11 protein-coding genes are annotated in these 12,024 nt (G+C 59.8%); 10 read left to right on the top strand and 1 reads right to left on the bottom strand.

Going from position 1 to position 12,024, the window contains the following annotated elements; all coding sequences use genetic code 11:
• The 6 genes from ACRZ96_RS07090 to ACRZ96_RS07115 all read left to right on the top strand — a co-directional run bounded on the left by ACRZ96_RS07090 (position 1) and on the right by ACRZ96_RS07115 (position 6,401).
• Positions 1-1,482: a UDP-N-acetylmuramoyl-L-alanyl-D-glutamate--2,6-diaminopimelate ligase gene (locus tag ACRZ96_RS07090; RefSeq protein ID WP_480591851.1), complete on the top strand. Its 1,482-nt coding sequence runs from the start codon at positions 1-3 to the stop codon at positions 1,480-1,482.
• Positions 1,479-2,897, top strand: coding sequence for a UDP-N-acetylmuramoyl-tripeptide--D-alanyl-D-alanine ligase (locus ACRZ96_RS07095; RefSeq protein ID WP_480706719.1), 1,419 nt, complete (start codon positions 1,479-1,481; stop codon positions 2,895-2,897). The genes ACRZ96_RS07090 and ACRZ96_RS07095 overlap by 4 nt, the downstream gene beginning before the upstream one ends.
• A complete protein-coding gene (mraY, locus tag ACRZ96_RS07100) occupies positions 2,897-3,979 on the top strand; it encodes a phospho-N-acetylmuramoyl-pentapeptide-transferase (RefSeq protein WP_480706717.1) in 1,083 nt (360 codons plus the stop codon). Before ACRZ96_RS07095 ends, mraY begins: the two co-directional genes overlap by 1 nt.
• Entirely contained in the window at positions 3,976-4,506 is a 531-nt protein-coding gene (locus tag ACRZ96_RS07105) for an AAA family ATPase (RefSeq protein ID WP_480706715.1), read from the top strand. Before mraY ends, ACRZ96_RS07105 begins: the two co-directional genes overlap by 4 nt.
• 13 nt (positions 4,507-4,519) lie before the next feature.
• A complete protein-coding gene (gene murD, locus ACRZ96_RS07110; RefSeq protein WP_480771959.1) occupies positions 4,520-5,914 on the top strand; it encodes a UDP-N-acetylmuramoyl-L-alanine--D-glutamate ligase in 1,395 nt (464 codons plus the stop codon).
• 112 nt (positions 5,915-6,026) lie between these two features.
• On the top strand, positions 6,027-6,401 hold the full coding sequence (locus ACRZ96_RS07115) for a glycine zipper family protein (protein ID WP_255611713.1): 375 nt from the start codon (positions 6,027-6,029) through the stop codon (positions 6,399-6,401).
• Here ACRZ96_RS07115 and ACRZ96_RS07120 read toward each other — a convergent pair.
• Complete coding sequence (locus tag ACRZ96_RS07120; RefSeq protein WP_170401383.1) at positions 6,398-7,576, bottom strand: BaiN/RdsA family NAD(P)/FAD-dependent oxidoreductase; 1,179 nt, start codon at positions 7,574-7,576, stop codon at positions 6,398-6,400. The two genes, ACRZ96_RS07115 and ACRZ96_RS07120, sit on opposite strands and share 4 nt — an antisense overlap.
• Positions 7,577-7,769: 193 nt before the next feature.
• Here ACRZ96_RS07120 and ACRZ96_RS07125 point away from each other — a divergent pair, with 193 nt between their 5' ends.
• The 4 genes from ACRZ96_RS07125 to murC all read left to right on the top strand — a co-directional run bounded on the left by ACRZ96_RS07125 (position 7,770) and on the right by murC (position 12,021).
• A complete protein-coding gene (locus ACRZ96_RS07125) occupies positions 7,770-8,105 on the top strand; it encodes a cupin domain-containing protein (protein ID WP_170392042.1) in 336 nt (111 codons plus the stop codon).
• Positions 8,106-8,357: 252 nt separating this feature from the next.
• Positions 8,358-9,521: a putative lipid II flippase FtsW gene (gene ftsW / locus ACRZ96_RS07130; RefSeq protein ID WP_480706712.1), complete on the top strand. Its 1,164-nt coding sequence runs from the start codon at positions 8,358-8,360 to the stop codon at positions 9,519-9,521.
• A complete protein-coding gene (locus ACRZ96_RS07135) occupies positions 9,521-10,618 on the top strand; it encodes a UDP-N-acetylglucosamine--N-acetylmuramyl-(pentapeptide) pyrophosphoryl-undecaprenol N-acetylglucosamine transferase (protein WP_170420828.1) in 1,098 nt (365 codons plus the stop codon). Before ftsW ends, ACRZ96_RS07135 begins: the two co-directional genes overlap by 1 nt.
• The gene (gene murC, locus ACRZ96_RS07140; protein ID WP_480814353.1) at positions 10,615-12,021 is read left to right on the top strand and encodes a UDP-N-acetylmuramate--L-alanine ligase; all 1,407 of its coding nucleotides are present in this window, start codon (positions 10,615-10,617) and stop codon (positions 12,019-12,021) included. The genes ACRZ96_RS07135 and murC overlap by 4 nt, the downstream gene beginning before the upstream one ends.
• The last annotated feature ends 3 nt before the right edge of the window (positions 12,022-12,024 follow it).

A 12,024-nucleotide genomic window follows, 5' to 3' on the forward strand; every position in this document is an offset into this window, starting at 1 on the left:
ATGGGCAATCGGTCAAAGAAACTCAGCGAACTGGCCCTGACCGCACGGGGAGGGGCCAATCCCGAAATCACCGGTCTGGCTGTTGACAGCCGCGAGGTCAAAGACGGTTTCCTCTTTGCAGCCCTTCCCGGCACCCGAGTCCATGGTGGAGACTTCATCCAATACGCCTTGCGCATGGGGGCCGCCGCGATCCTGACGGACGCGAAAGGGGCCGAGATCGCCACCGACGAACTGGCCGCATCCGATGCTGCGCTGATCGTCACGGAAGACCCCCGTCAGGCACTGGCAGGGGCCGCCGCCCTATGGTTTGGCGCGCAACCGCAGACTATCGTGGCGGTCACCGGCACCAATGGAAAAACCTCGGTCGCCAGTTTCGTCCGCCAGATCTGGACCGAGCTTGGACTTGCCGCCGTCAACCTAGGCACCACCGGGGTCGAGGGCGCATGGACTGCGCCGCTGGCCCATACAACACCCGAGCCGGTCACTCTGCACCGCTGTCTCGCCGAAGCTGCCGAAAATGGCGTGACCCATGCGGCGATGGAGGCCTCCTCGCACGGGCTTGAACAGCGTCGCTTGGACGGGGTGCATCTGACCGCTGCCGGTTTCTCGAATTTCACGCAGGATCATCTGGACTATCACGACACGTTCGAGGCCTATTTCGCAGCCAAGGCGGGTCTGTTTGATCGTGTGCTGCCCGAAGACGGGGTCGCTGTGGTCAACCTTGGTGATCCCAAGGGTGCTGAGATGCGCAAGATCGCCGAGGCACGCGGCCAGAATATCATCACCGTGGGCCCTGAGGGTTCTGATCTTTGTCTTCTGAATCAACGCTTTGACGCGACCGGGCAGGATTTGCGCTTTTCATGGAAAGGCAAGGCCTATCAAACCCGCCTGAATCTGATCGGCGGCTTTCAGGCCGAGAACGTTTTGCTGGCTTGCGGATTGGTCATCGCGGCGGGCGAGGACCCCGACCGCGTGTTCGAAACCTTGCCGCACCTGATCACCGTGCGCGGACGGATGCAGCTGGCTGCCACCCGCGACAACGGCGCGGCGGTGTTTGTCGATTACGCGCATACGCCGGATGCCGTGGCCACTGCACTGAAGGCGATGCGCCCGCATGTCATGGGACGTCTGATCGCCATTGTTGGTGCAGGCGGTGACCGAGACGCCACTAAACGCCCATTGATGGGGCGGGCCGCTGCTGAAAACGCCGATCTGGTCTTTGTTACCGATGACAACCCACGCAGCGAAGACCCGGCCACCATCCGCGGTGCTGTCATGTTGGGCGCACCCGAAGCCACGGAAGTCGGCGACCGGGCCGAGGCCATCCTGCGCGGCATCGACGCGCTGCAACCGGGCGACGCTCTGCTGATTGCGGGCAAGGGACACGAAACCGGCCAGATCGTCGGAGATCAGGTCCTGCCCTTTGACGATGTGGAACAGGCCAGTATCAGCGTTGCCGCGCTGGACGGGAGGGTCGCATGACGCTCTGGACTGCAGCCGAGGCCGCAGAGGCCACCAACGGGCGCGCCCCCACCGATTGGCAGGTGAACGGCGTCTCCATCGACACGCGCACCCTGCAGCCGGGTGACCTGTTCGTTGCGTTGAAGGCTGCCCGCGACGGCCATGATTTCGTCGCCCAAGCGCTTGAAAAAGGCGCAGGCGCAGCGCTTGTGTCGCATATTCCCGAAGGCGTGCCCGAAGATGCACCGCTGTTGATCGTCGACGATGTGCAGACGGGTCTAGAGGCGTTGGGGCAGGCGGCTCGCGCCCGGACAGGTGCGCGCGTGGTGGGGGTGACTGGCAGCGTGGGTAAAACCTCGACTAAGGAAATGCTGGCCAGCATTCTGGAGACGCAAGGCAAAACTCATGCCAGTGTCGCCAGCTACAATAACCATTGGGGCGTGCCTTTGACGCTGGCGCGAATGCCGCGCGACACCGAGTTCGCGGTGATCGAGATCGGCATGAATCATCCGGGCGAAATCGCTCCGCTGGCGCGTCAGGCGCAACCGCATGTGGGGCTGGTGACCACAGTAGCCGCCGTCCACCTCGAAGCCTTCGACTCGGTTGCGGGTATTGCTTTTGAAAAGGCTGCGATCTTCGACGGGCTGGCCGAGGGCGGCACCGCTATCGTCAACGCCGATATCGAACACGCGGGCATCTTGCGCGACTGCGCCGCTGCGCATGGTGCAAGGATCGTCGAATTTGGCCACAAGGCGCGGGACTATGCCCTGACCAACGTGCTCCAAGGCCCTGACTCGGTGCGGGGACACGGTATTGTCGGCGGAGCAGACATCACATTCGATGTCCAATCCGCGGGAACTCACTTTGCTATGAATGCGCTGGGCGCTCTGGCGGCCTGTGTCGCGCTGGGGGTCGATCTGGATCAGGCGATTGCCGGTCTGCGCGGCTGGTCTCCGGTCAAAGGGCGCGGTGTGCGCGAAGTGATCGCGCTGCCAGATGGCGGGCAGATTGAACTGCTCGATGACAGCTACAACGCCAATCCAACCTCGATGGAGGCCGCTCTCGACGTGCTGTTTGCGTCGGAGGGCAAACGCAAGATCGCGTTTCTGGGCGACATGAAAGAGCTTGGTGCGCAAGAGCAGGCGATGCACGCCGCCATGGCCGAGGTGCCTGCGATGGCGCATGTTGATCAGGTTCATTGCATCGGTCCGTTGATGCAAGCGCTGCATCAGGCTCTGCCCGAAGGCAAGCGCGGGCTGTGGACGGAAACCAGCGATGAGATGGCCGCCCATCTGCCGGAACTGATCCGCAGCGGCGACGTAGTGATGGCCAAGGGCTCTCTCAGCATGGCTTTGGCACAGATCGTTGACGGTCTGCGGCAAATGGGGCATGGCAGCGCGCCAGAGAGCCGCCGTATTGTGAGAAAGGTTTTGTAATGCTCTATTGGTTAACCGCCCTGTCGGACGGAGGGGATTTCTGGAACCTCTTCCGCTATATCACCTTCCGGGCAGGGGGCGCCTTTCTGTCTGCGCTGATCTTTGGGTTTTTGTTCGGAAAACCCTTGATCAACGTATTGCGCAAACGGCAAGGCAAAGGTCAACCAATCCGCGATGACGGCCCCGAGGCGCATCTGTCCAAGGCTGGAACCCCTACCATGGGCGGTCTGCTGATCGTGGGCGCTCTGGTCACGTCGACCCTGATCTGGGCGCGCTGGGACAATCCATATGTCTGGATGGTACTGTTCGTGACGCTGGCCTATGCGGCCATCGGCTTTGCGGACGATTATGCCAAGGTCTCAAAGCAGAACACTAAGGGCGTTTCCAGTAAGATGCGGTTGGCGCTGGGAATCATCATTGCCGTGCTGGCGTCACTCTGGGCGACGCTGCACCATCCCAGCGATTTGCAGAACCAGCTGGCTCTGCCGGTGTTCAAGGATACGCTGATCAATCTTGGCCTTTTCTATATCCCCTTTGCGGTGATCGTCATTGTGGGTGCGGCCAACGCGGTGAACCTGACAGATGGTCTGGACGGGCTGGCGATCATGCCCGCGATGATCGCGGCCTCGACCCTTGGTGTGATTGCCTATGCGGTTGGGCGGGTCGACTTCACCGAGTATCTTGATGTTCACTATGTGCCTGGCACCGGTGAAATCTTCATCTTCACTTCAGCGCTGTTTGGTGCGGGGCTGGGATTCCTGTGGTACAACGCCCCTCCAGCGGCGGTTTTCATGGGTGATACCGGATCACTGGCTCTGGGCGGTGCGCTGGGCGCGATCGCCGTGGCTACCAAACACGAGTTGGTATTGGCAGTCGTGGGCGGGCTGTTCGTGGTTGAAGCTTTAAGTGTGATCATCCAGGTCCTTTATTTCAAACGGACCGGAAAGCGGGTGTTCCTGATGGCGCCGATCCATCACCATTATGAGAAAAAGGGCTGGGCTGAACCCACCATCGTGATCCGGTTCTGGATCATTTCACTGATCTTAGCGATGATCGGGCTGGCGACGCTGAAAGTCAGATGAGCCCGCGTTGCGTCGTGCTTTCTGGATGCTCCGGTGGTGGCAAATCAACACTGCTGGAGGAGATGGCCCGACGCGGATATTCAACAGTTTCCGAGCCGGGTCGTCGTGTCATTGCCGAGGAAAGACAAGGTGGTGGTCGCGCTCTGCCTTGGGTCAACTCCGAGGTATTCTGCCGCCGGATCATTGAACTTGCGATATCAGACTTCAACAATGCCAAAGATGATCTTGTGCTATTTGATCGTTCGGCATTGGACGCGCTGATTTGGTTTGATCGAACCGTTACACCGTTGGAGACCAAAGTGCGTGAACAGATACTGCACTTGGGCTACGACCCATGCGTGTTTCTCTTTCCTCCTTGGCCTGAGATATTCGAACAGGATGATGACCGGCGGCACAACTTGGCCGCAGCTATTGCGGAATACGATGCTTTGTGCGACCGGTTACCAGACTATGGGTTCGTAATAGAAAACGTTCCAAAAGGGCCGGTCTCTTGGCGGTCGGACTGGCTGGAAGAGCGGCTCGGATAGAAGGTGTATGGCAATGATCCCGGTCAAAGGGTTTTCAGGGCAGAAAGTAGCGGTTCTGGGGCTAGGTCGGTCGGGTCTGACCACCGCACGAGCGCTGCGCGCTGGCAGGGCTGAGCCGATCTGCTGGGATGACAACCCCGCCGCGCGTGAAGCGGCAGAGGTCGAGGGATTCTCGTGTGTCGATCTGCGCCGCCACGGGGCGTTTGACGATATTGCCGCACTAATTGTCTCGCCCGGCATCCCTCATCTCTACCCCGCGCCGAACCCGGTTGCGGCCGCTGCGTTGGAAGCCGGAGTTCCGGTCGACAATGATATAGGTCTGTTCTTTCGCTCTTTCGCAGGCCCTGAATGGAACAACTACGACATCCCACCGCGCGTCATCGCGGTGACGGGATCGAATGGCAAATCAACCACCGCTGCGTTGATCCAACATATCCTGACCGAGGCCGGGCGCGACTCGCAACTGGCGGGTAACATTGGGCGCGGCGTGCTGGACATCGACCCAGGTGGCGATGGATCGGTCGTGGTACTGGAGCTATCGAGCTACCAGACCGAACTGGCCCGCGCACTGACGCCGGATGTGGCGGTTTTCACCAATCTTTCACCTGATCACTTGGATCGACATGGTGGAATGGGTGGTTACTTTGCCGCCAAACGTCGCCTGTTCGCCGAAGGAGGTCCAGACCGCGCCGTGATCGGGATAGATGAGGCCGAGGGCGCGTTTCTAGCCGGGCAACTGGCCGAGGGGCCGTCGGATGACCGGGTGATCCGCGTCTCGGTGGCGCGCAAGCTGACCGGGTCGGGTTGGCAGGTCTTTGCCCGCAAGGGTTTCCTGTCGGAATACCGCAAGGGCCGTCAGGCCGGATCGATCGACCTGCGTGAGATCAAGGGCCTGCCCGGTGCGCATAATCACCAGAACGCCTGCGCCGCCTATGCCGCCTGCCGTTCGCTGGGCCTTGCTCCGCGCGTGATCGAAGACGCGCTGCACAGCTTCCCGGGTCTGCCGCACCGCAGTCAGATCATCGCCGAGGCGGACGGCGTGACCTATGTGAATGACTCGAAAGCCACCAACGTAGATAGCGCCCTCAAAGCCTTGAGCGCGTTCAAGAAGATACGTTGGATCTGTGGCGGGCTTGAGAAAGAAGGCGGGCTTGAGGCGCTGAACGGGGCAGGGGACCACGTAATCAAGGCCTACGTCATCGGGCGTGAGGCGGCGAGCTTTGCAATGCAGTTGCAGGCCGATGCGCAAGTCTGCACCACTATGGAAGCGGCGGTTATGCAGGCCATGGCCGATGCGCAGCCCGGTGAAACCGTTCTATTGGCACCTGCTGCGGCCAGTTTCGACCAGTATGACAACTTCGAACAACGTGGCGATGACTTCGTGGATCAGGTTAAAAAACGCCTCTGAAAGCAATGCGTTTGCAATAGATCGCCGGTTCGGCGAAGCTGTGGGCCTATCTGCTTGACGCACTGCCTGCATTGGTTTTTGCCTTCAGGAAATTCAACACGAGGTCATGAATATGCCAAACCGTAAACTTCTTCTGGTCGTTCCAGCGCTGCTGGCTGCTGCGGCTTGCACCAATACCGGGGCCAACTATCAGCCCGTGATCGATGGCCCTGTAGGCCCGAACTACAATTCGGACCTGTATCAGTGCCAGCAACTTGCAGCCTCGCAGGCCAGCGTTGACGGATCGACCGCAGGTAATGCCGCAATCGGCGCTGCAGGTGCTGCAGCCGTCACCGGCATCGTTCAGGACAGCAGCGACAACCTGGGTCGCGCCGCCGTTGCCGGTGCGTTGGTTGGTGCAGGTGCTGACGTGATCAACAAGAACCAGAACAAGGAAGTCATTGTGCGCAACTGTATGCGCGGACGGGGTTACAACGTCGTAGGCTAACGGCTTGCGATGGCACTTCCGGCGGCGTGGCCCGAGGACCACGCCCATTGGAAGTTGTAACCGCCAAGCCAGCCGGTGACATCCACCGCTTCACCAATGACATAGAGGCCGGGGACATCCCTGGCCTCCATCGTTTTAGACGACAGCCCGTCAGTGTCGATCCCGCCCAGAGTGACCTCGGCGGTGCGATAGCCCTCGGTGCCCGACGGCGTAAGCCGCCAGTTGGACAATGCGGCGATCAGTTCCGACAGCGCCGTGTCGGACTGATCCGCAAGATTGCCCTTCATCGGGATATGGTGTGCGAGGTATTCCACCAGACGCGTGGGCAGGTGGCGTGCCAATTCGGTGGTCAGCGCCTTGCGCCCAACAGCCTGCCGCTGATCGCGAAGCAGATCGTATAAAGGCAAATCGGGGATCAGGTTGACCCATATTGCCTCACCCTCGCGCCAGTACGAAGACAATTGCAGCACCGAAGGACCGCTCAACCCGCGATGGGTGAACAACAAAGCCTCGTCGAAACTGGTGCGCTCGTTTGATAGTCGAGCGGGCAGGGAGACGCCGGACAAATCCTTGAACCGACCGTCCGAGAAGGTGAACGGCACCAGCGCCGCTCGTGTCTCGGTTATCTGCAGCCCGAATTGCTGCGCGATGTCATAGGCCAACCCCGTCGCGCCCATTTTGGGGATCGATTTGCCACCCGTGGCCAGAACCAGATTACGACAGGTCAGAGGGATGTGCTTGCCATCGCGTTCGACATCCAAAGCGAAACCGCTTTCGGTTTTGCGCAAGTTGCGCAGCGACGTCTGCACCCAGAGCTCGGCCTCGGCCTTGACCATTTCATTCAGCAGCATCTGGACGATCTGTTTCGAAGACCCGTCGCAGAATAATTGCCCAAGCGTTTTTTCATGCCATGCAATGCCATGGCGATCGACCAGTTCGATGAAGTCCCACTGTGTATATCGCGCCAGCGCTGATTTGCTGAAATGCGGATTCTGAGACAGGAAATTGCCCGGTCCCGCATACATATTGGTGAAATTGCATCGTCCACCACCCGAGATGCGGATCTTTTCTCCGGGAGCTTTTGCATGGTCGATCACCAGCGCCTGGCCACCGCAATGGGCTGCGCACATCATGCCGGCCGCGCCAGCACCGAGGATGATCGTCTCGAAATCCATATGCTGCGCATGGCGTGGATTGTGAGCGATGGCAAGAGCGCAGACCAAAAACGGTGTGGGTTTGGCCACGGAATTTCTCAGCAGCACTTGGGTTTGTGCCATATGGTATGTGGATTTTTACTCGTAGTGCATTCTGACATGCTAGGCTCTGTGCTAATGCTTGCCGGTTAGATCTATTTAAAGGGATAGAAATATGCGCTTTCCAAACTTCATTACAGACTTTCCAAGACTAGACGTGCCATTTCCCGAAGACGTCGTGCAGACGGCAGTCATTCGATCTGATGCTGGTTTGGTCGCCTTTTTTACTTTTCTTAAAGAAATGGAACTCCCACTACATTCACATGGTGCCCAATGGGGTACGGTGGTGGAAGGAGAAATTGAACTCACCATTGGCGGAGAGACGAAAGTTTATCTACCCGGCGACAGTTATTCGATACCAGCCGGAGTGGAGCATGGCGGGCGCATCAAGGCGGGTTCCCGAGTGATCGATGTGTTTGAAGAGCCTGACAGATACCCCATCAAAGACTGACGATTTACTTTTTAAACAATGACGTTGGGCGCGGTTGATATTCCGATGAACTTAAGCCGTGTCTCAACTGGCCTTCGATCAGAACAGGCAACTTGCGCTGCTTGAATGCATGCGCGTTTGTCGACGTCGGCTCATTGTTCCGGAATTCCAGTTCTGCCTGTCATTCTGCTAGCCCAAATGTAAAAATCCCTGTAGACTCTCAATCAGATCCCGAAAACGGGACGTTAACGAGGCAGATAGTGGCGGTATCTCATGACTGAGATGGTGTATGGCGCGGTCCAGGACCAGCGCGGAGAACCGATTCTTCCGAAGTGGTGGCGAACGATTGATCGCTGGACGATGTCCTGCGTCCTGATCCTGTTTGTCATCGGGCTTTTGCTGGGGCTAGCCTCGTCGCCGCCACTAGCGGGGCGTAACGGGTTCGATCCTTTCCACTATGTAGAACGTCAGGCGATCTTTGGCGGGCTGGCGCTGGTCGCGATGCTGCTGACCTCAATGATGTCGCCGACACTAGTGCGGCGGCTGGCGATTCTGGGCTTTCTGGCCTCGTTCGTGGCGCTGGCCTTCTTGCCGGTCTTCGGTACAGACTTTGGCAAAGGCGCGGTGCGCTGGTATTCGCTGGGTTTTGCCTCGTTGCAGCCATCCGAGTTCCTCAAGCCCGGTTTTGTCGTGGTGGCCGCATGGCTGCTGGCCGCATCACAGGAAATCAACGGCCCGCCGGGGCGGTTGTGGTCCTTTGCACTGTGTATGTCCATCGTGGCAATGCTGGTGATGCAGCCCGATTTCGGGCAGGCCTGCCTGATCCTTTTTGGTTGGGGTGTGATGTATTTTGTCGCCGGAGCCCCGATGCTATTGCTGGTCGGCATGGCCGGGGCGGTCGTTCTGGGCGGCATGTTTGCCTATTCCAATTCCGAGCACTTTGCCCGTCGTATCGATGGTTTCCTTAATCAGGAACTCGATCCGACCACCCAGCTTGGGTATGCCACCAATGCTATCCGCGAAGGCGGCCTGTTCGGCGTCGGCGTGGGTGAGGGGCAGGTCAAGTGGTCTCTGCCTGATGCGCATACGGATTTCATCATCGCGGTCGCGGCCGAAGAATACGGGCTGATTCTGGTGCTGATTATCATCGCGCTGTACTCGCTGATCGTTGTGCGTTCGCTGCTGCGGCTGATGCGCGAACGCGACATGTTCGTCCGTCTGGCTGGCACTGGTCTGGCCTGCATGTTCGGCGTGCAGGCTATGATCAACATGGGCGTCGCCGTGCGTCTTCTGCCCGCCAAGGGCATGACGCTGCCGTTTGTCAGTTATGGCGGATCGTCCCTGATTGCTGGCGGCATCGCGGTTGGCATGTTGCTGGCCTTCACCCGAACCCGCCCGCAGGGCGAGCTGGGCGACATTCTGCGCGGACGAGGCTGATGGGCAAACCTTATCTACTAATCGCAGCAGGTGGCACCGGCGGCCACATGTTCCCCGCGCAGGCGTTGGCCGAGGCGATGCTACAGAAAGGCTGGCGTGTGCGCCTGTCCACCGACCCGCGCGGAGCGCGCTATACCGGCGCGTTCCCCGCAGACGTCGAGATTGTCGAGGCATCCTCAGCCACCTTCGCCCGAGGCGGATTAGCGGCCAAGATGTTGGTTGGACCCAAGATTGCTGCTGGAGTCACTAGCATGGCTGCGCAGATGATGCGTGACAAGCCGGATGTGTTGGTGGGCTTTGGCGGCTATCCGTCGATACCGGCGCTGGGCGCGGCCATCCTGCTGAAGCTGCCGCGTATGATCCATGAACAAAATGGCGTTCTGGGCCGGGTAAACCAACTGTTTGCCACGCGTGTGGCTCAAGTGGCCTGTGGTGTCTGGCCCACCGATCTGCCTGAAGGGTCCAAGGGCATACACACTGGTAACCCGGTTCGCGCCTCCGTTCTTGAACGCGCTGCTGCCCCCTATATCCCGCCTGGGGAGTACCCGATGTCCGTCCTGGTGATGGGCGGCTCACAGGGCGCACGTATCCTCAGTGACGTGGTGCCGGGGGCCATCGCTGCGCTGCCTGAATATCTGCGCGGGTACATCCGCGTCTCGCATCAGGCCCGCGATGAGGATGGTGAACGGGTCAAGGCCTTTTACGCCGATCACGGCATACGCGCCGATGTACAGCCTTTCTTTGACGACGTACCTCGCCGTATGTCCGACGCGCAGCTGGTTGTCAGCCGGTCAGGTGCCTCCAGTATCGCCGACATTTCCGTGATTGGCCGCCCGTCGATTTTGATCCCGCTTGCCACGGCTGCCGGAGATCATCAAACAGCCAACGCGCGTGGGTTGGTTCAGGCAGGTGGGGCGATCATGATCCCCGAAAACGCCCTTGACGTTCCCGCGCTGACACAGCAAATGACCACGGTTCTCACCAACCCCGAAGCCGCACAGCAAATGGCCCATGCCGCGCTATCGGTCGGGGCACCGGACGCCACCGAGCGTCTGGTCGCCCTTGTCGAGCAACTGGCGCAGAAGGAGACCTCATGAATCCAGCAACCAAACTGCCGCAGGACGTTGGACCGATCCACTTCGTGGGCATCGGTGGGATCGGGATGTCGGGTATCGCAGAGGTGCTTTTGAACCTTGGCTACCGTGTACAAGGTTCGGACTTGAAAACCTCGAAGATTACTGACCGGCTGGCTGGGCTGGGTGCTGAGATTTTCGAAGGCCAGCGTGCCGAGAACTTGCAGAACGCCGCCGTGGTCGTGGTCTCAACTGCGATCAAACCGGGGAACCCGGAACTGGACGAGGCACGCGCGCAGGGCCTGCCCGTCGTCCGTCGCGCCGACATGCTGGCGGAACTCATGCGCCTGCGCTCGAACATTGCCATCGCCGGAACTCACGGTAAGACCACAACAACCACTATGATGGCGGAACTGATGGTCGCCGGCGATTTCGATCCCACCGTCATCAATGGCGGCATCATCCACGCCTATGGCAGCAACGCGCGCATGGGGCAGGGTGAATGGATGGTGGTTGAAGCGGATGAGAGCGACGGCTCATTCAATCGCCTACCTGCAACCATAGCCATCGTCACCAATATCGACCCTGAACACATGGAGCATTGGGGCGATTTCGATAAGCTGCGGGACGGGTTTTACGAGTTCGTCTCGAACCTGCCTTTCTACGGTCTGGCGGTCTGCTGCACCGATCATGCCGAGGTGCAGGCTCTGGTCGGCCGCATCTCGGACCGTCGTGTGCGCACCTATGGATTCAACGCACAGGCCGATGTGCGGGCCGAAAGCCTGACCTATAAGGGTGGCGTCGCCCATTTCGACATCCACCTACACCATGAAGACAAGGTGATCGAAGGTTGCACCTTGCCAATGCCCGGCGACCACAATGTCTCTAACGCGCTGAGCGCCGTGGCCGTGGCCCGTCATCTGGGCATGAAGGCCAGTGAAATCCGCGACGCGCTGGCCAATTTCGGCGGCGTCAACCGCCGTTTCACGAAGGTTGGAGAAATTGACGGCGTCACCATCATCGACGATTACGGCCACCATCCGGTCGAAATCGCCGCCGTTCTCAAGGCCGCACGTCAGGCCACCGAGGGCCGCGTCATCGCAGTCCACCAGCCGCACCGCTACTCCCGCCTGTCCGACCTGTTCGACGATTTCTGCACCTGCTTCAACGACGCCGACGTGGTCGCTATTGCGGAGGTCTTTGCTGCAGGCGAAGATCCGATCGAAGGTGCCAGCCGTGACGATCTTGTGCAGGGCCTGATCCGCCACGGCCACCGCCACGCGCGCGCGATCTTGAACGAAGAAGACCTCGCCCGCCTTGTCCGTGAACAGGCCCGCCCGGGAGATATGGTTGTCTGCCTCGGCGCAGGTACGATCAGTACCTGGGCCAACGGTTTGCCTGACCGGTTAATCGCCAAAGCGAGCTAACCT

The organism is Ruegeria sp. CF1 (genome assembly GCF_056537445.1).

Bases quoted from the DNA above. Each gene is read 5' to 3' on its own strand.
- ACRZ96_RS07120 (WP_170401383.1), bottom strand. From the start codon at position 7,576: ATGGATTTCGAGACGATCATCCTCGGTGCTGGCGCGGCCGGCATGATG.
- ACRZ96_RS07115 (WP_255611713.1), top strand. From the start codon at position 6,027: ATGCCAAACCGTAAACTTCTTCTGGTCGTTCCAGCGCTGCTGGCTGCT.
- murC (WP_480814353.1), top strand. From the start codon at position 10,615: ATGAATCCAGCAACCAAACTGCCGCAGGACGTTGGACCGATCCACTTC.
- mraY (WP_480706717.1), top strand. From the start codon at position 2,897: ATGCTCTATTGGTTAACCGCCCTGTCGGACGGAGGGGATTTCTGGAAC.
- ftsW (WP_480706712.1), top strand. From the start codon at position 8,358: ATGACTGAGATGGTGTATGGCGCGGTCCAGGACCAGCGCGGAGAACCG.
- ACRZ96_RS07090 (WP_480591851.1), top strand. From the start codon at position 1: ATGGGCAATCGGTCAAAGAAACTCAGCGAACTGGCCCTGACCGCACGG.
- murD (WP_480771959.1), top strand. From the start codon at position 4,520: ATGATCCCGGTCAAAGGGTTTTCAGGGCAGAAAGTAGCGGTTCTGGGG.
- ACRZ96_RS07095 (WP_480706719.1), top strand. From the start codon at position 1,479: ATGACGCTCTGGACTGCAGCCGAGGCCGCAGAGGCCACCAACGGGCGC.
- ACRZ96_RS07135 (WP_170420828.1), top strand. From the start codon at position 9,521: ATGGGCAAACCTTATCTACTAATCGCAGCAGGTGGCACCGGCGGCCAC.
- ACRZ96_RS07105 (WP_480706715.1), top strand. From the start codon at position 3,976: ATGAGCCCGCGTTGCGTCGTGCTTTCTGGATGCTCCGGTGGTGGCAAA.
- ACRZ96_RS07125 (WP_170392042.1), top strand. From the start codon at position 7,770: ATGCGCTTTCCAAACTTCATTACAGACTTTCCAAGACTAGACGTGCCA.